Genomic DNA, 18,701 nt, shown 5'->3' with positions numbered 1-18,701 from the left:
ATTTTGAGATATCGTATATGGAGATAGATATGACCAATCAAACCTACCAAAACGGCATCACCATACGCAAGCAAGTGATGGGGGATGCTCATGTCGAGCGTTCGATGGGGCAAGTAACGCCATTTACTGCACCATTACAAGACTGGATCAATGAACACGCTTGGGGTTCGACATGGCAGCGTGATGGCATCGATCGCAAGACTCGCTCACTGGTGACGATGGCGTTTTTGATCGCCCAAAAAAGCCCAGCCGAACTCAAAGGGCATATTCGTGGGGCCATCAATAATGGTGCAACCGTTGCAGAAATCCAAGAAGTACTGCTACACAGCTTGCCCTACTGCGGCGCACCTGCGACCCAAGAAGCCTACCGTGCTGCCGTCGATGTGCTGACCGAGATGGGGCTGCTGGACTGATGGCTGATTAAAGCTTTGGGGTGGGTGGATCGATAAGGGGCATCGAATAAGTAATATTTGGCTAAATTTGTTAAATTCGCTATAATAGACGGTTTATGATGCATTTATAAACCGTCCATCGCCTGCCTACGAGTTATCATGACGAACCTATTTCAACACCCAACCATCACCAACATTATGGGCAAGCTGCCCACCATCAAGCAGCTGATTTTTAGTATCTGCGGCATTATTTTATTTGTGTTTCTTTTCTTATCCTTGTTGTCCTTTGATGCAGCCGATTCGGCATGGTCGCATGTCGGCAGTGATACACAAATCAATAATGTCGGCGGCAGACTGGGCGCTTGGGTGGCGGATATTTTGCACGCGTTTTTTGGTTATGGATCGTGGGTGCTGGTGCTGGTGCTGGCCTATGAGCTGGTGCGTCTGTGGTGGACGCATGTCAAGCTGGTCTGGGCGTTGCGCATTTGTGCTTATGCATTATTGATGCTGTTTGTCAGTGGATTGCTTGCCTATATCGGTGCACTCAATGAGTCATGGTCGGCGGCCAGTTTGGGCGGTGCCATCGGTTATGAGCTGCAAAAAAATCTGACGACAACTATCGGTGCGATGCCGACAGCATTGGTGCTGTTATTGGTCATTGTTGCCATCTTGGTGCTGGGCTTTGAGGTTCGCTGGCGCAATGTGATAGGGATGGTGTTTCAATGGATTGGTGCCGAAAAAACCCAACCAATGTCAGATGAGCAGGATGAGGATGTTATCGATGCACATGAGCTGTCTGATGATGAGCCTTTGGCGCAAGATGATGAGAATCTGCCCTATCAGGCGCACAATCACGCAGGCGCGCTAGAGAGCTTCTTGCAGCATTCGGGTCTGCGCGAAGAGTTGATCGCCAAAGAACAGGCCGAGCAAGCCGCTGCCGCCAAAAAAGTCATGGATGAAAGAATCGCTGAGCAGATGAATGCCGCTGCTGCGACCGATGCCAATCTGCAGGCGCAGACACCTGCGATGGATGCGCAGATGGGCGCATGGCAAAGTGAGATCGATACAGTCCACTTCACCAATCAAGCTGACAGCGTTGTGCAGACCCATGAGATTGAGCCCACAGTGACTCAAGAGCCTGAGCCATCCGATGCACCATCGACAGTGGAGCGATTCAAACAGATCCATAAAGTCGGCGCATCTGAACAGATCTCCCAGCCACAGCCCGAGCCAGAGGCGGACGAGGCAGAGGTGAGTGCGGTATGGCAAGCCTCAACTGCTGTCGTGAGCGAGCCAGCAGCACCGACACCAGCACCAGCTGCACAGCCGATCGCCAAATCTCGAGCCATGGACACCTTGAGCCATCGACTGAGCCTTACGCCGCTGCCTGATCTTGACATACTTGATAAGCCAGATCTGAGCGCCAAGCCAAAGGTCAGCGAAGCCCAATTACAGCAAGCTTCAGAGCTTTTGGAGATCAAATTACAAGAATTTAATATCCAAGCGCAGGTCGTCTCAGCGATGGTTGGTCCTGTGGTGACACGCTTTGAGGTGGAATTAGCGCCTGGGGTGAAAGCCAGTCGCGTCACTCGCGTATCGCAGGATCTGGCACGCTCGATGTCCAAGGCATCACTGCGCGTGGTGGAAGTGATCCCTGGCAAGCCATACATCGGCATCGAAGTGCCAAACGACAAGCGCGAGATGGTGCGTCTGATTGAGCTACTAGATACGCCAGATTATCGTGATCCAGACAAACAAATCGCCATTGCGGTGGGTAAGGACATCGGTGGTCAGCCTGTGATCGCTGATCTTGCCAAAGCGCCGCATATGCTCGTTGCTGGCACCACAGGCTCGGGTAAGTCGGTACTGGTGAACTCATTTTTGATGTCGATGCTGCTTAAATACACGCCCGATCAGCTAAAGCTTGTGTTGATTGACCCAAAACAGCTCGAGCTTGCCAACTATGGCGACATTCCGCATCTATTGACGCCCGTGATTACCGATATGAAAGATGCTGTGGCGGCACTGACTTGGTGTGTCAATGAAATGGAGCGCCGCTATCAGCTGATGAGTAAGCTTCGTGTGCGTAAGATCAGCGAGTTTAACAAAAAAGTCGAACAAGCTGAGATGACAGGTGAGCCGATTTATGACCCGCTATGGCAGATGAACGACAGTGTCAGCCAGTCCAAGCCACCTAAGCTAAAGCCACTACCGACCATCGTCATCGTCGCTGATGAATTTGCTGATATGATCATGCAGCTTGGCAAGACTGCCGAAGAGCCGATCGTGCGTCTTGCCCAAAAAGCTCGTGCCGCAGGTATCCATCTATTGCTCGCCACTCAGCGTCCGACGGTCAATGTGGTCACAGGTCTGATTAAGGCGAATGTGCCTGCCCGTGTGGCACTGCGCGTCAACTCAAAAGTCGATAGCCGAACCATCATCGAAGAAGGCGGCGCTGAAGATATGCTGGGTCATGGCGATATGATGTTCATCGGACCGGGTAAAAATAACCCAGAGCGTGTGCATGGTGCCTATGTCGATGATGATGAGGTGAACCGCGTCTGTGATGCATGGCGTGAGCGCGGCAGCCCTGATTATATCGATCTGTCTGACAGCTACACCTTCGAGGGTGAGGGCAGCGGCGAGATGGGCGGCGGCAGTATCGATGGCGATGAGCTGTACGAAGCAGCAGCCGCCTTTGTGGTGGAGACACGCAAGCCATCGATCTCAGCGGTGCAGCGCAAATTTAGCATCGGCTACAACCGTGCCGCGCGCCTACTTGATCAGATGGAAGAGCGCGGCTTGGTATCGTCGATGGACCACAGCGGCAAACGCCAATTGCTTTTATAGGATGACAGATGGACTTATCAAGTAGCAGCATCGCCATCCTTGTTGTGCTGGGCGTGGCTGGGTTTTTTGTGGGCAATTTTATGGCAGCGCGCCCCAAGGCACAAGAATCACGCGTGGCGGATTTTCGATTGATGGCGCGAAAGATGGGCATCTATCCCAAGCTCATCGCGCGCCCCGAATGGCTTAGCGATACGCTAAAGGCGCTCAGGCCACCCAAAGCAGATCCATACGCGCGCACAGATACCAGCGTCCCGATGATCGCGCAGTACACTGTGATGATGGATGAGCTAAAGCTGCCTTTGGCACACTATCGGGCAATCGATGGCCGATGGCAGCTACTTGATCAACAGATCCACACACCAAAGATGCATCGACAAGTCTCAAAAATCGATGGCGTAGTGATTGATTTGCCAGCATCGATTGTATCTCATGCATTGGGTTTGTCGATCAAGGCCAACCACATCAGTCTGTACTGGCTGGATGATTCATATCAACATAGCCACAAAGCCTATAAGTTGGATAATCAGCAAGCTGAGGCGGATTTGTCCCACTTAAAACAGCAGTTGATGGCATGGGCGCGGTCGGTGAATAATGGCATGAGCGCGTCATTAGATGAGCCAGAGGATAGAAAACTTTGGTAATTTTTTTATAAAAATGATTGACAAAAAGCCATTTGCACCCTATAAATGCAAACAGGGAAGCTGATGCTGTTTGGGTTATCGGATCCAAAAAAGCGTTTATGATCGGATTTCGATCCTTGTAATCGCGCCATCAAAGCTTAAGAACATGGCGCAATTTTTATTTTATTAGTTGAATTAAGGCAAAGACATGGCAACCACCAAAAAAACCACCACCAAAGCTGCGGCAAGCTCGACCACAGCCAGCGCCAAGGGCAAAGCCTTGGTGATTGTGGAGTCGCCTGCCAAAGCCAAAACCATCAATAAATATCTTGGCAATGACTATATTGTCCGCTCAAGTGTCGGCCATGTGCGCGATTTGCCTGTCGGCGGCACGACTACCAAGGCCACCAAAGCAGACGATGAAGGATTGTCTCGTGAACAAAAGGCCGAGCGCGCCTTGGTGCGTCGTATGGGTGTCGATCCTGAGCATGGCTGGAAGGCGGTCTATGAAGTCTTACCAAATAAGACCAAGGTCATCCGTGAACTCAAAGCTTTGGCCAAAGATGCCGATAAGATTTATCTGGCGACGGACTTGGATAGAGAAGGGGAAGCGATCGCTTGGCACCTAAAAGAAGTCATCGGTGGCGATGATGCCAAATATAGCCGAGTAGTATTTAACGAAATCACCAAAACTGCCATCCAAAATGCCTTTGAACACCCTGATCAGCTGAACATCGACCGTGTCAATGCGCAGCAAGCACGTCGTTTCCTTGATCGTGTAGTTGGCTTTATGGTGTCGCCACTACTATGGGCGAAGATTGCTCGTGGTTTGTCGGCAGGGCGTGTGCAGTCGGTAGCGACTCGTTTGGTGGTGGAGCGCGAACGCGAAATCCGTGCTTTTGTGCCTGTGGAATATTGGGAAATTCACACCAATAACAGTGCAGCAGGCGAGACGCTTCGTCTAGAAGCCACCAAGCAAAACGGCAAAACGCTCAAGATGAGTAATCAAGCCGAAGCGGATGCGGTGGTGCAGCTCCTACAAAACTCCCCCTTTGTTGTCTCAAGCATTGATGAGAAGCCGACCCAGTCACGCTCATCAGCGCCATTTATCACATCGACACTGCAGCAGGCGGCAAGCACTCGCTTAGGCTTTAGTGTCAAAAAAACCATGATTTTGGCTCAGCGTCTGTACGAAGCAGGCCACATCACCTATATGCGTACCGACTCGACATTCCTAAGCCAAGATGCGCTCAATTCGGTGCGTGGCTATATCAGCCAAAACTTCGGCGATGCCTATTTGCCAGACAAGCCAAATTTCTATGGTAATAAACAAAACGCCCAAGAAGCGCACGAAGCCATCCGTCCGTCATCGGTGGCAGTCAAGTCATCACAGCTGACTGGTATGGAGCGTGATGCACAGCGATTGTATGAGCTGATTTGGCGTCAGTTTGTGGCGTGTCAGATGACACCAGCGCGCTATCAATCGGTGAATCTGATTGTCACAGCAGGCAATGTTGAGCTCAAGGCCAAAGGCCGTACACTTGTGTTCGATGGCTATACTCGAGTACAGCCACCTGCCAAGAGTGATGATGTGTTATTGCCTGCGGTTAAGGTCGGTGAGAACTTGCCACTGATCAGCGTTGAGCCATCACAGCATTTCACCAAGCCGCCAGCAAGATACAGAGAAGCAAGCCTAGTCAAAGAGCTTGAGAGTCGTGGCATCGGTCGCCCATCGACTTATGCATCAATCATCTCAACCATCCAAGAGCGTGGCTATGTCAAGCTTGAAAATAAGCGCCTATATGCCGAGAAGATGGGTGATATCGTCACCGAACGCTTGGTGGAGAGCTTCCCTGATTTAATGGATTATGCTTTTACCGCAGGACTAGAAGATAAGCTTGATGAAGTGGCGGTCGGGCATGAAGATTGGAAAGCTGTGCTGGATAATTTTTATGGTGGCTTTAAGGCAAAACTAGAAACCGCCAAATCCAGCCAAGGTATGCGTCCGAACGATCCGACCAATGTGCCGGATATTCACTGTGATATTTGCAGTCGTCCGATGCAGGTGCGTACTGGAAGCACGGGCGTATTTTTGGGTTGTACAGGCTACAATCTACCACCAAAAGAGCGCTGCAAAGGCACCAAAAACCTGATGCCTGTATCGGCTTTTGAGTTTGATGCTGATGATGATTCGGCCGAAGTCAATGCCTTGATGGAGAAAAAACGCTGTCCAAAATGCAATGCAGCGATGGATGGCTATATCGTTGATGGTGGTCTAAAGCTTCACATCTGCGGTAATAATCCTGACTGCGATGGCTATTTGCTTGAGCAAGGTGTCTTTGAAGTGGGTGGGGCGACCAATGATGCGCCGACCATCGATTGTGATAAATGCGATGGGCAGATGGAGCTCAAGACAGGTCGTTTTGGCGCGTATTTTGCATGCCGCAAGTGTGATAATACCCGTAAAGTGCTCAAAAATGGCCAAGCTGCGCCACCACGCATGACAGCGATTGCGATGCCCGAGCTGCGTTCACAGAAGTTTGATGATCATTATGTACTGCGAGAAGGGGCGGCAGGGCTATTCTTGGCAGCCTCCAAATTCCCAAAAGTACGAGAAACTCGCCCACCGAAGCTTGCTGAGCTACGCAGTATCAAAGATCAACTGGAGCCAAAATTTCATTATCTGTTTGATGCGCCTGATGTTGATGATAATGGCAATCCAACCATCTTACGCTGGAGTCGTAAAAACAACGAGCAATACATCGGCTCCGAAAAAGACGGCAAGGCGACTCGTTTTGCTTTAGTTTGGCGAAATGGCGCTTGGGTGAGTGAGTCGTGATGCGTTGTACGAAATTTCTTACAACGATTGACGCATTTTGCGTATTTGTATTATGCAAAAAATCATGCATAATACACACATAGCAACGGAGAACCCTGATGGAGCAGGGCAAGGATGACATGCTATTCAAGGAAGGTTGGTAAGGATACGGATTTTACGGTGGTAAAATCAGGGAAAACAACGGGCGGTGTCTGATGGCATCGCCCGTTGTTTTTTTGTCTGTTTTTTGTCTGTTTTTTGTCTGAAATAACAGCTGGTGAAAAGCCAAAAAAACCGCTCATGCACCACATGAACGGTTTTAGGATGGATTTAGAATTGGTGCATCAATGCGCCTGATCCCAGTTGTCACCGATACCAACTTCGACGACGAGCGGCACGGCAAAGTCCACCTGCCAGCCACGCACTGCCGCAAAGTCGCCCAGCACCGATTGCATGGCTTCTTTGATGATGGCAGCAATGTCATCGGCTTTATCTTGATCCACTTCAAATACCAGTTCATCATGCACTTGCAGTAGCAATTTGGCATGATCTTTTGGCAACACTTGATCGACGGCGATCATCGCAAGCTTGATAATCTCGGCGGCTGAGCCTTGTAGTGGTGCGTTGATGGCGGCACGCTCGGCAGCTTCTTTGATCATACGATTACTGCTGTTGATGTCAGGCGAATATAGCTTACGACCCAGTAGCGTCTGTACATAACCGTGCAGTTTGGCATGGGCTTTGGTGTTCTCCATATAGTCATGGATGGCAGGGTAGCGAGCAAAGTAGCGTTTGATATAATCCTGCGCCACCGCACGATCCACACCAAGCTGCTTGGCAAGCCCAAAGGCACTCATGCCGTACAACAGCCCAAAGTTCACCGCCTTAGCCGCTCGCCGCTCGTTTGATGTCACTTCATCAAGTGGCTTATTCATGATTTCACTGGCGGTGGCGGTGTGAATGTCTAACCCACGGTGAAAGGCATCAATCAGGCGTTCATCACCGCTAAAATGTGCCATCAAACGCAGCTCAATCTGTGAGTAGTCCGCCGCTAGGATGACACGACCTTTTGGCGCGATAAAGGCTTCACGGATCAGACGGCCTGTGTCGGTGCGAATCGGGATATTTTGTAAGTTCGGATCTGATGATGATAAGCGACCTGTGGTGGTCAGTGCCTGATGGTAACTGGTGTGCACTCGGTTATCTTTGTCGGCAGCGCGAGCCAGTGCATCCGTGTAGGTGCTTTTGAGCTTGGATAGACTACGATGTTCAAGCACGACATCGACTAGCGGATGATCGATTTTGGCAAGGATGGCTTCGGATGTCGAGTATTGACCAGTTTTGGTTTTTTTGCCACCTGGTATGCCAAGCTTATCAAACAAAATTTCGCCAAGCTGTTTTGGGCTTGCTAGGTTAAACTGCTCACCAGCAAGCACTTCGGCACGCTGTTCAAGCCCCAAAATCTCAGTATCAAAGCGGTGCGATAGCGTACCAAGAAAATCGGTCGCAATCAAAATCCCATCATGCTCCATCTGTGCTAGAATCTGAGCCGTTGGGATCTCAAGCTCGTGCAATAAGCGATGCGCTTTGGCATCTTTGGACAGATATTGTGAAAATATACTAAATAGTCTAAAGGTAATGTCAGCATCTTCACAGGCATAGTGGGCAGCGGTGTCGATGTCGATTTTATCAAAGGTGAGCTGCTTTGCACCTTTGCCTGCAATGTCCTCGAATGTGGTGGTCGTCACGCCCAGATAGTGACTTGCCAAGTCGTCCATATTATGACGCGTCGCGGTGTTGTTGATCACATAGCTGGCAAGCATGGTCTCAAATGCCCAATTATTCGGCGTGCTGTGAATATCTCCAATCAGATCAATGCCATAATTGGCAAAAATATGCGCGTCATATTTGATATGCTGACCGATTTTGCCGATATTTGGGTTTTCTAAAATTGGCTTAAATTTGGCAAGCACCATATCTCTGGGTAGTTGTCCATCGAGTAGTACGCCCAAATCATCGACATGACCGACAGGGATATAATAAGCGTCAAAGTTTTGGTAGGCGATGCTGATACCGACCAATTCGGCGTGCTGCCAGTTGATACTCGTGGTCTCAGTATCGATGGCAAAATACGGCAAGCTATGAAGTTTGGCTAATAATTCATCAAGCTGATCCATCGTGCTGATGGTCTGATAAGTCACAGGCTGTGATGGTAGGGTAGGCACGCTCATTGCATCGGTGCCGTCATCGCCAAGTGCGTCAATTTCCTGAAAGGCTTGCGTAAACTGTGCTTCAAGCTCGGCATCCATCTTGGCAGCCGCCGCATCGACGCTCTCATCATCGGCATGAAAAGCGGTTTCAAGCTTGGCTAGTTTATCACTGATGGCACTAATCTCTGTGCGAAACTCAAGTTCGCCAAATAAGCGATGCAACTCATGCAGGCGAGAAGGATCGTCATCACCTTGAAGTTTGATATCATCAAAATCAAACGGCAAACGCAGATTGGTGACGATGGTCGCTAGCGTGCGATTGAGCGGAATCTCATCACGGTGCTCGGCAAGATTTTTGCCCACCACACCTTTGATATTGTCCAAATTTGCCAAGATGCCATCGATGTCTTGGTATTCGGTGAGTAGTTTGGCGGCGGTCTTGGCACCGACTTTTGGGATACCCGCGATGCCATCGGAAGCGTCCCCCATGAGCGTCAGGTAGTCGGCGATTTGGGTGGCGGTGACGCCAAATTTGTCGTTGACTTGGGCAGGATTGGTCAGCCTACCTGTGAAGCTGTCTTCGAGCGTCACGCAGTCATTGACCAGCTGTGCCATATCTTTATCACCAGTTGAGATGATCACTGGATGTCCTGCTTGACACGCCTGATGGGCGAGTGTGCCAATGATATCATCAGCTTCAAAACCATCAAGCTTGATCAGCGGAATGCCAAGTAGCTCAATCATGCGATGAATGTAGGGAATCTGCACTCGCAAATCATCATCCATCGGTGGGCGGTGTGCCTTATAGCTGTCGGATAACTCATGGCGAAAGGTCGGCGCTTTGGTGTCAAATGCTACTGCCATATATGCAGGCTTATAGCGACGCATGAGCTTATTTAGGGCGTTCAATACACCACGGATGGCATTGGTCGGTAGGCCATCTTTATTGGATAAAGGTGGCAGACCAAAAAAACAGCGAAACAGATAATATGAGCCATCGACCAGCACCACAGGCGCGCGCGTGCTATCGATGTGGCTAGTGTCAAATTTGGCAAGGTTTGGGATGTCGGTATAGGCGGTCAAATCGGTCATGGGTGTGTTCTTATAATCAAGTGGGCTGTCAAATCAGCGGATATCAGCACGAATCCACTCAGGATAGCGGACGGCAAGTTTGGCACAGATGGCTTTGGCGATAATTTGAATGATAAAGGCAAAGACAATCATCACGCCGACATAGATGGCGACTTCTAGCGTGCTTTTGTTATCCAGCCCGGCGTGTTGGCTGGCTGAAAATACCAATACGAAGCCAAGCACCATCATGGCATATTTGAGCCATAGCTTACGCTGATAGACATTAAAAGCAATTAATAGTAAGCCAAGCAGTGCATAAATTACGGTAAGGGCCATAAAAAATCCTACAAATTCCTATATTATTAAAAGTATTATAACAGTCTAGATAGCGACTGCCTACCATCAATCAGCGAAATCATCCGACACCATGTCGATGGATGAATTTTTGATTAATCCAATGATACAGAATACCTGCGGTGCTAATCACAGCAACCATCCGCACAACATGTAGCATGGTCACGATGGGTACGCCAAGTTGCAGTGTTTTGGCGGTGATGGTCATCTCAGCGACACCACCAGGCGCAAATCCCAAGCCCAGGATTGATACATCCATACCTGTCAGCCAAGCCAGACTCAGGCTGATGATGACGGTCAGTATTAGATGAATGATGACGCTAACTGCTGTGGCAGTGAGCAGTTTTGGTGCAGTTTGAAAAAAATCAGGACGAAACTTTGCACCCAATGTCCAGCCGATACAAATTTGACCAAGATAGGATAAGTAGTTTGGCATGGCGGATAAGTGTATATCGTTGGCGGTCAAACAAGCTGCTGTTAATAATGGCGCAAAAGTCCATGGGTTGGATAATTTGAGTCGCTCAAACACCAAAGCCATCACGACGCAAAGTCCAATTAATACTACCAAGCCAAAGGTATGGACGGTTTGGCTTGGGCTAAGTAATGCATCAAGCTTACCGTGATAACCCATGAACTTATAAAAAAATGGCACAATGGTAACCACCATCAAGACCCGTAGCGAGTGGGCGGCGACAACTTGATCCACTCTTGCGCCGTGAATTTGAGCGAAGTTTGACATCTCACTTGCACCACCGATGACAGAAGCAAACCATGCAGTCTTAAAGCTTACGCCACCAAAGCGATAAACGATGGCGGAGCCGATAATGCCTAGTAGTATGCTAAATAAGGCAACAGCAGCCATTAAATAGGCATACTGGTTTAGCACGGCGACCATCTGTGGCGTGAAATACAATCCCAAAGAAATACCAATCACCATCAAGCCGGCTTTGCGACTAAATCCTGCCGTCTTGATTGGCAGACCCGACAGGCTCATGCAGCCAACAGCAAATAGCGAACCTAACAGCCATGGAATGGGCAGGTTGAGTAGATTGGCAATTACACCACCAGTACAGGCGATGAGAAAGCCGGGCAGATAGGCTAGAGCTGAAAACATGCTGAAAACTGTTTGTGATTGATAGCGTTGATTATAGGCGTTCTCTGATAGTATAGCAATAAAAAACAGCCACTTAGAACCAAGTGACTGTTTTGAATGCTTGCAATATACCTTAGGCGGCTTGCTTGCGTTTTTTACCGCGAATTGAGCGATAAATTGGCAATAGAATCATTAATCCTACCAATACCCATAGCACTTGTGCAATTGGGCCGTGGAATAGGATGCTGATGTCGCCTTGAGAGATTGACAATGCGCGACGCAGGCTAGACTCCATCAATTCGCCAAGTACATAACCCAAAATCAATGCTGATAGTGGGAAGTTTAGCTTACGCAGGAAATAACCCAGCACACCCAAAGCAACCATCAAGATAAGGTCAAAGGTCGTGCTATGGATTGCGTACACACCCACAAAGCTCACTGCAGCAATCGCTGGGATTAGGATGTAGTTTGGTGTGTTTAGCATTTTTGCAAATAGACCAACCAATGGTAGGTTCAAAATCAGCAAAATCACGTTACCAACAAACAACGAAGCAATCAGACCCCAAACGATATCAGGCTGTTCAGCAAATAGCTGTGGACCTGGAGTAATATTGTACAGCGTTAGCGCACCCATCATCACTGCTGTGGTACCAGAGCCTGGTACGCCTAGGGTTAGCATTGGGATGAATGAACCACAAGCGGATGCGTTGTTTGCAGCTTCAGGGGCGGCGATACCACGCAGGTCACCTTCACCAAACTTACCAGTTTCACCAGCTAGCTTTTTCTCATTGGTGTAGGTCATGGCACTAGCAATGGTTGCACCTGCACCTGGCAGTACGCCAACAACAAAGCCGACAATACCGCTTCGCACCATGGTGCCAGCACTGAACATCAACTCTTTTAGATTGAACATGGCGCGCTTGCCTTGCTCTAGAGCCTTTTGACCGGTGCTGGTTTGTTCAAGCATGATCAAAATTTCACTGATACTAAAAAAGCCAATCACGATGGTAGTGAACTGAACGCCATCGGACAAGTTGACCGAATCAAATGTAAAGCGATAAACACCCGTGACGGCATCCACGCCAACCGTAGCAAGTCCTAGACCAATCAAGGCAGCAACAGCAGTTTTGATAGGCTGATCACCGACCAATCCGCTTAAGCAAGTGATGGCAAATACCATCAAAACAAAATATTCAGCAGGACCAAAAGCGATTGCCCAGTTTGCCAATAGTGGGGCAAACAGTACGACACCGATGGTGGCAATGATACTACCGGTAAACGAACTCATCGCCGATAATGATAATGCAACACCAGCTTTGCCTTGCTTGGCGAGCGGATAGCCGTCGAGTGTGGACATGATGGCCGCAGCATCACCAGGGACGTTGATCAAAATCGCTGAAATGCGTCCACCGTACTCACAGCCAAGATATACAGCTGCCAAGAGAATCAGTGCCGATTCAGGTGGCAAGCCCAATGCATAGGCGAATGGTAATAAGATGGCAACGCCGTTAATCGGTCCAAGACCTGGCAGCATCCCGACAATTGTGCCCAAAAAAGCACCAATTAATGCAAGCATCAGGTTAGTTGGGGTTAATGCAACGCCAAAGCCTGCCATTAGATAGTTTAAGGTATCCATATCTCACCTTATCCAATCAGACCAAGAGGCAACGGAACATCGAATGCTTGGTCGAAAAGTAGATAGAGCAACACACCCATCACCACGCCAGAGATGACGCAAGGTAGGGTCTTGCCACCGAAGAGTTTGCCAATCACGGCTGCCATCACAGCAGTAGCAATAGGAAAGCCCAAAATCTCAAACAAAACGGCATAGCCAAGCATGGCCGCCAAACAAACCGCAAGTTTTTTGAGCAAAGAAGGGGTATAACCAAGATCGATTTCTTCAGCCTTTGGCCGCACGGTCAAAAAAAGCGTGCAAGCAGCCATTAAACCAAGAACGAGCAAAGGATAAGGGCGAGGGCCTAATGGGTCATAAGCGATGGGTGCGGTATAGCCCCATGCGACATATAACAAGAACAAGGTTGCTAAAAATAGCAAACCAGAAAAATAGCGTTCAAGTTTTGTGTTCATGATTTGTCCTTATAAAAGCAAGGCAAAGCACTGGGCTTTGCCTGCCATATCACGCCAAACGGTCAATAATTTGGCGTGAGGAATCTTATTTTTCGGTTGCTAGATCAAAGTCTTTTGATAGAACACGCATTTCTTCGGTGGTTTTTTTGATGTATGCTTGTAGCTCATCACCTGTCATGGCAAATGGTAGCAAATCACGAGAGGCGCGAAGTTCAGCGAATTTTGGATCTGCCATCATCGCATCAAAGCGTGCTTTCCACCATTGATAAGATTCTTCGCTGACCTTTGGACCCATGTAATAACCACGAATCACAGGCCATTCTACATCGAAGCCTTGCTCTTTGGCAGTTGGGATATCTTTTAGCTTACCTTCTAGACGCTCAGGTGCAAATACCGCCAACACGCGGATTTTACCTGATTCGATGTGTGGACCCATTTCGGCGATACCAGCACTAACGACGCTGATGTGATTACCAAGCACTGCAGTGACAGCTTCACCGCCGCCTTCTAGGGCGACATAGGTCATTTGTTTTGGATCAATACCAGCTGCTTTTGCCATCATTGCAGTTTGTAGCCAGTCTTGACCGCCGACGCTACCACCAGCACCAAAGCTGATTGATTTAGGATCTTTTTTTAGGGCATCTGCTAGGTCTTGTAGGTTTTTCATTGGTGATTCAGCATTGACGGCAACCATACCATAGTCGGTACCGACAGCTGCAAGCCAACGTACGTCATTTTCGGTGTAGTTTTCGCCGAATTTACCTTGTGCTAGATTTAGCAGTGAACCTGTTGAGAACGCAACAATGGCATCACCGTTGGCAGGGTCATTGGCGACGATTTTATTGTAGGCAACCGCACCAACGCCACCTGGCATATAAGTAACACGCATAGGCTTGTCAAGTTGCCCTGTGTCTTTTAGGCCGCTTTGAGCCAGTTTACAGGTTAAATCAAAACCACCGCCCGGCTTAGCAGGGGCGATACATTCAGGCTTTGATGGCGCACCTGCTTCTGCAGCCTTGTCATCTTTACAGGCACCTAGCGCTAGGGCGCTACAGATGGCCGCAGTTAGAAGGGTGATTTTTTTGAACATCATATCCATACTCCATGTTAAATCATATATGACTATACAATCATCATTGAAAGTCATAGGCAGTAAGATTATAGTAAGGAATTGCTTGTGTCAAGAAATATTTTAGCAAAAGTTTTTATGGATTAGTGAATTTTTAATTATAATTATATTATAACATATTTATCAATCCATCCATGAAGTGATTTATTGGTCGGTTAACTGGTTTGGATGAGAAAATAAGTCGGCTTTATGGTATAATTCTTGATATTTTTAGTATTGTATTTATGAATCATTATTTGAAAGTTTGACCCATGACCACACACCTATCCCAAATCCAGCGCCGCCGCACCTTTGCCATCATCTCCCACCCTGACGCAGGTAAAACCACCATGACCGAAAAGCTCCTGCTATGGGGGCAGGTCATTCAGACCGCAGGCGAAGTCAAATCCCGTAAAACTGACAAACACGCCACCTCTGACTGGATGAGCATGGAGCAAGAGCGTGGGATTTCTATCACCACCTCTGTCATGCAGTTTCCTTATGGCGATAATATGGTGAACTTGCTTGACACCCCTGGCCACGCCGACTTTAGTGAAGACACTTACCGTACGCTGACTGCGGTGGATAGTGCCTTGATGGTGATTGACGGTGCTAAGGGCGTCGAAGAGCGGACGATTAAGCTGATGGATGTGTGCCGTATGCGTGATACGCCAATCATCTCATTTGTTAATAAGCTTGACCGTGAAATCCGTGATCCGCTATCTTTGCTTGATGAAATTGAAAGCGTGCTAAAAATCAAATGCGTGCCGTTTACTTTTCCGATTGGTATGGGGCAGGATTTTGTTGGCGTGTATCATCTGGGCGAAAACAAAACTTACTTTTATAAAAAGGGCTTTGGCACACAAATCACCGACATTGAAGTGCGTGATGGCTATGAGCATGACGACATCAAGGCGCGACTGGGCGAGCTTGTGTGGAATAAGTTTGTGGAAGACTTGGAGCTTGCACAGATGGCACATGAAGACTGGGATGAGAGCGAGTTTTTGGCAGGTCGTCAAACGCCTGTGCTGTTTGGTACGGCGTTGGGCAACTTTGGGGTAAATATGATTTTGGATGTGCTCACCCAATACGCCCCGCCACCAAAAGACCATGAGACACTTGAGCGTACGGTCAAAGCAGACGAGCCAGAATTTACAGGTTTTGTCTTTAAAATCCAAGCTAACATGGATCCTAAGCACCGAGACCGTGTTGCCTTTATGCGGATTTGCTCTGGGCGATATGAGCGTGGCATGAAGATGAATCATGTGCGTATCGGCAAAGAAGTGCGTGTGTCGGACGCTTTGATGTTCCTAGCGGGCGACCGTGAGACGCTGGACGAAGCTTATGCAGGTGATATCATTGGCCTGCACAACCATGGCACGATTCAGATTGGCGATAGTTTTACCAGTGGCGAGAATCTAAACTTTACGGGCATTCCACACTTTGCCCCAGAGCTGTTTCGCCGTGTGGTGCTAAAAGACCCACTTAAGTCCAAACAACTTCAAAAAGGCTTGCAGCAGCTGTCCGAAGAAGGGGCGACGCAGGTATTTATGCCACAAATCAATAATGATTTGATTCTAGGTGCGGTGGGTGTCTTGCAGTTTGAAGTGGTGGCACATCGCCTAGCCGAAGAATACAAAGTACAATGTACCTTTGAGCCTGTATCCATCGCGACCGTGCGTTGGGTGCATTGTGATGACAAAGTGGCGTTTGAAAAATTCAAGAAAAAAGCCCACGACCAGCTATCGGTGGACGGCGGTGGTTATCTGACTTATCTTGCCCCAAGCCGTGTCAATCTACAACTGATGCAAGAGCGTTATCCTGAAGTGGAGTTTCGTGCGACAAGGGAGCATTGATGGTTTGATAAAGCTTCTTTTGATACTATAACAAGGATACAACTCTCCCTTTATAACCGTCAGTAAGTTGGCTGTTGTTTAGGGCTAAAAAACCGCTTTAGGGCGGTTTTTTAATGCTTAGGTGAAATATGAAAACGATTATTTATGTTGATGGCTATAACTTATTTTATGGATGTTTAAAAAACACGCACTATAAGTGGCTAGATTTGGCTAAGTTATTTGCTATAATTTTAAAAAAAAATCAAAATCCAAAATCAGACATTGCAAAAATCAAATTTTTTTACCGCCGATATTTTGGCAAAAGTTGCCACGCAAGGACAGAATGCTCATAATGCTCAACAAACTTATCATAGGGCATTATTGGCTTATCATCCTGATTTGATTGAAATTATCAAAGGTTATTATTCATTAGAAAAAGCCAATTTATTAGCTTGTCAAAAACCACCCAATAAAAATCACCGTTATGAAATTTGGAAGCTAGAAGAAAAATAAACGGATGTTAATATTGCTTTGCAGTCTTATCGTGACTGTGTCAAAAATCAGGCTCGGCAAGTTGTCTTTGTATCCAACGATACTGATTTGGCACCCGCATTATGCGCTTTAAGAGAAGATTTTGGTAATCAAATTCAAATTGGTGTCATTATTCCGATTTATAAAAATTCCAAAAGACCTGACAATAAAAAAACTGAGCGAATACGCCGATTGGACAAGGCATTATATTTTGGAAGAAGAATTGCAAAATAGTCAATTGCCTGACAAAATCCCAATGCACAAAAAAGCAATCATAAGGCCTGATTATTGGTAAATAAAACAACATTTCTCGTAATCTTATCATATATCCCTGTCTTATCAAATCGTGCAGGCGTGGTTTGCACAATTAAGTTGGATGCAACAGGGTGTTGCAAATGATCATATGTAAAGTTTTGAATTTTGGTTTATTTTTAAATCTGATGATTAGAATAATTTTCATCCAACCCACCCAAATGACCGCCAAGTTCTACCCATTGCCAACCGCCTAAGTATTGGCGTATGATGAAGTCATAACAACAAAAAAGGATCATTATATGAACATCTCAATCATCGGCCAAGGCAATATGGCCAGCGCCATCAAATCCCATCTACAAGACGCCGGCCATATGGTCACGCTCATCGGTCGTGATGTCCCTGATACACTGGATTCATTGGTGATTTTGGCGATTCCGTATGCAGCACATCAGCAGTTTGTGGCGGATCATCAGGCCAAGCTTAGCGATAAAATCATCATTGATATCTCAAATCCTGTTAATTTTCAGACGCTGGATACCTTGGTTGTGCCACAAGGCGAGTCAGCAGCAAGTTTGCTACAGCAGGCATTGCCATCATCGCGCATCCTAAAGGCATTTAACACCACATCGGCATTTATGCTAAATGCCAAAAAAGTCGCCGATCGAGATGCGCCGACGGTACTGATTGCAGGCGATGATGCCGACGCCAAACACACACTCATCACCGCCCTACAAGACTCAAGCCTAAATGCTGTGGATGTCGGTAGCCTTCAGCAAGCCAAGCAGCTAGAAGCACTCGGGATGCTGCAGATGTATCTAGTCAAAAATGGTATTACTGTCAAGACGGGTGGCTTCTCGCTCTTGGGCTTGACTTCGGATAAATAATCAATCACACCACAACAATAAGGAAAATGATATGAAATATACTCTAAAATCATTGGCAATACCCATGGCGGCAGTGATGCTAAGTGCCTGTGCTGCCACACCAAGCGTCACGCAGCCTGTCATCGTCAGCACAAATACACCATCAGTGACTCAGCAGGCGAATGAAGCTGCCGTACGAGCCGTCATGCAGCGTTATCAGCAGGCGATGCGCACCGCTGATGTGGATGGGATTGCAAGCGTGCTGCATCCTGATGTGGTGACCACTTTTCAAGATCGCTTAACTGCCAAAGGCAAAGCACAGGTGCTACAAAATTATCAAGGTACCTTTGCGGCGATGGATTTTGGCACCATTGATTATGTGATTGATGATATCGTCGTCGATGACCAGCTGGCGATGGTGGCGACCATCCATCCTGTCGGCTCATATGTCACCAATAAAAAAGACGGCAGCCGACATCTGGATCATAATCGCGAATTGTTTATCCTAAAACACTCTCAAGGCGATTGGCTGATTTATCGTTATATGTACAATCAAACGCCAGAGCAGGCACGATGATTGTGCTTGCTTTGGTCAGCTAAGTGGTTATAATAC

14 protein-coding genes are annotated in these 18,701 nt (G+C 47.8%); 8 read left to right on the top strand and 6 right to left on the bottom strand.

What is annotated here, in order from left to right:
* Positions 1-29 precede the first annotated feature (29 nt).
* The 4 genes from B0681_RS04095 (at position 30) to topA (ending at position 6,701) form a co-directional block, all read left to right on the top strand.
* The gene (locus B0681_RS04095) at positions 30-413 is read left to right on the top strand and encodes a carboxymuconolactone decarboxylase family protein (protein ID WP_078317486.1); all 384 of its coding nucleotides are present in this window, start codon (positions 30-32) and stop codon (positions 411-413) included.
* Between the two features lie 138 nt (positions 414-551).
* Positions 552-3,242 carry a DNA translocase FtsK gene (locus B0681_RS04090; RefSeq protein ID WP_078317485.1) on the top strand — a complete coding sequence of 897 codons (2,691 nt, stop codon included), beginning with the start codon at positions 552-554 and terminating at the stop codon, positions 3,240-3,242.
* Between the two features lie 8 nt (positions 3,243-3,250).
* Positions 3,251-3,883 carry a hypothetical protein gene (locus B0681_RS04085; protein ID WP_078317484.1) on the top strand — a complete coding sequence of 211 codons (633 nt, stop codon included), beginning with the start codon at positions 3,251-3,253 and terminating at the stop codon, positions 3,881-3,883.
* Between the two features lie 187 nt (positions 3,884-4,070).
* Entirely contained in the window at positions 4,071-6,701 is a 2,631-nt protein-coding gene (gene topA / locus B0681_RS04080) for a type I DNA topoisomerase (protein ID WP_078317483.1), read from the top strand.
* Positions 6,702-7,024: 323 nt separating this feature from the next.
* On the opposite strand, the gene polA is transcribed toward topA, so the two are convergent.
* The 6 genes from polA to B0681_RS04050 all read right to left on the bottom strand — a co-directional run bounded on the left by polA (position 7,025) and on the right by B0681_RS04050 (position 14,586).
* Entirely contained in the window at positions 7,025-9,982 is a 2,958-nt protein-coding gene (gene polA, locus B0681_RS04075; RefSeq protein ID WP_078317482.1) for a DNA polymerase I, read from the bottom strand.
* Between the two features lie 33 nt (positions 9,983-10,015).
* Positions 10,016-10,297 (bottom strand): hypothetical protein, encoded by a 282-nt coding sequence (locus tag B0681_RS04070; RefSeq protein WP_078317481.1) that lies wholly within the window; start codon positions 10,295-10,297, stop codon positions 10,016-10,018.
* 79 nt (positions 10,298-10,376) lie between these two features.
* Complete coding sequence (locus tag B0681_RS04065) at positions 10,377-11,429, bottom strand: AbrB family transcriptional regulator (protein ID WP_078317480.1); 1,053 nt, start codon at positions 11,427-11,429, stop codon at positions 10,377-10,379.
* 112 nt (positions 11,430-11,541) lie between these two features.
* On the bottom strand, positions 11,542-13,044 hold the full coding sequence (locus tag B0681_RS04060; protein ID WP_078317479.1) for a tripartite tricarboxylate transporter permease: 1,503 nt from the start codon (positions 13,042-13,044) through the stop codon (positions 11,542-11,544).
* An 8-nt stretch (positions 13,045-13,052) separates the two neighbouring features.
* Positions 13,053-13,496, bottom strand: a complete 444-nt coding sequence (locus B0681_RS04055) for a tripartite tricarboxylate transporter TctB family protein (RefSeq protein WP_078317478.1) — start codon at positions 13,494-13,496, stop codon at positions 13,053-13,055.
* A gap of 85 nt (positions 13,497-13,581) precedes the next feature.
* Positions 13,582-14,586 (bottom strand): Bug family tripartite tricarboxylate transporter substrate binding protein, encoded by a 1,005-nt coding sequence (locus B0681_RS04050; protein WP_211271502.1) that lies wholly within the window; start codon positions 14,584-14,586, stop codon positions 13,582-13,584.
* Positions 14,587-14,876: 290 nt separating this feature from the next.
* Here B0681_RS04050 and B0681_RS04045 point away from each other — a divergent pair, with 290 nt between their 5' ends.
* From B0681_RS04045 to B0681_RS04025, 4 genes are all read left to right on the top strand, one after another.
* Entirely contained in the window at positions 14,877-16,460 is a 1,584-nt protein-coding gene (locus B0681_RS04045; RefSeq protein ID WP_078317476.1) for a peptide chain release factor 3, read from the top strand.
* A 294-nt stretch (positions 16,461-16,754) separates the two neighbouring features.
* The gene (locus tag B0681_RS04040; RefSeq protein WP_143821218.1) at positions 16,755-16,952 is read left to right on the top strand and encodes a hypothetical protein; all 198 of its coding nucleotides are present in this window, start codon (positions 16,755-16,757) and stop codon (positions 16,950-16,952) included.
* Between the two features lie 572 nt (positions 16,953-17,524).
* Positions 17,525-18,109: an NADPH-dependent F420 reductase gene (locus tag B0681_RS04030; protein ID WP_078317473.1), complete on the top strand. Its 585-nt coding sequence runs from the start codon at positions 17,525-17,527 to the stop codon at positions 18,107-18,109.
* 31 nt (positions 18,110-18,140) lie between these two features.
* Positions 18,141-18,665, top strand: coding sequence for an SgcJ/EcaC family oxidoreductase (locus tag B0681_RS04025; protein ID WP_078317472.1), 525 nt, complete (start codon positions 18,141-18,143; stop codon positions 18,663-18,665).
* Positions 18,666-18,701 lie beyond the last annotated feature (36 nt).

This window comes from Moraxella porci DSM 25326 (assembly GCF_002014855.1).
Lineage (GTDB): Bacteria > Pseudomonadota > Gammaproteobacteria > Pseudomonadales > Moraxellaceae > Moraxella > Moraxella porci.
The sequence above is the reverse complement of the archived record's forward strand: the minus strand, read 5'-3'. Positions and strand labels throughout refer to the sequence as shown.

What these genes read in the sequence shown, in the direction of transcription:
- polA (WP_078317482.1), bottom strand. Translation starts at nt 9,982, where the DNA reads ATGACCGATTTGACCGCCTATACCGACATCCCAAACCTTGCCAAATTT.
- B0681_RS04030 (WP_078317473.1), top strand. Translation starts at nt 17,525, where the DNA reads ATGAACATCTCAATCATCGGCCAAGGCAATATGGCCAGCGCCATCAAA.
- B0681_RS04050 (WP_211271502.1), bottom strand. Translation starts at nt 14,586, where the DNA reads ATGTTCAAAAAAATCACCCTTCTAACTGCGGCCATCTGTAGCGCCCTA.
- topA (WP_078317483.1), top strand. Translation starts at nt 4,071, where the DNA reads ATGGCAACCACCAAAAAAACCACCACCAAAGCTGCGGCAAGCTCGACC.
- B0681_RS04085 (WP_078317484.1), top strand. Translation starts at nt 3,251, where the DNA reads ATGGACTTATCAAGTAGCAGCATCGCCATCCTTGTTGTGCTGGGCGTG.
- B0681_RS04055 (WP_078317478.1), bottom strand. Translation starts at nt 13,496, where the DNA reads ATGAACACAAAACTTGAACGCTATTTTTCTGGTTTGCTATTTTTAGCA.
- B0681_RS04070 (WP_078317481.1), bottom strand. Translation starts at nt 10,297, where the DNA reads ATGGCCCTTACCGTAATTTATGCACTGCTTGGCTTACTATTAATTGCT.
- B0681_RS04060 (WP_078317479.1), bottom strand. Translation starts at nt 13,044, where the DNA reads ATGGATACCTTAAACTATCTAATGGCAGGCTTTGGCGTTGCATTAACC.
- B0681_RS04095 (WP_078317486.1), top strand. Translation starts at nt 30, where the DNA reads ATGACCAATCAAACCTACCAAAACGGCATCACCATACGCAAGCAAGTG.
- B0681_RS04090 (WP_078317485.1), top strand. Translation starts at nt 552, where the DNA reads ATGACGAACCTATTTCAACACCCAACCATCACCAACATTATGGGCAAG.
- B0681_RS04065 (WP_078317480.1), bottom strand. Translation starts at nt 11,429, where the DNA reads ATGTTTTCAGCTCTAGCCTATCTGCCCGGCTTTCTCATCGCCTGTACT.
- B0681_RS04045 (WP_078317476.1), top strand. Translation starts at nt 14,877, where the DNA reads ATGACCACACACCTATCCCAAATCCAGCGCCGCCGCACCTTTGCCATC.
- B0681_RS04025 (WP_078317472.1), top strand. Translation starts at nt 18,141, where the DNA reads ATGAAATATACTCTAAAATCATTGGCAATACCCATGGCGGCAGTGATG.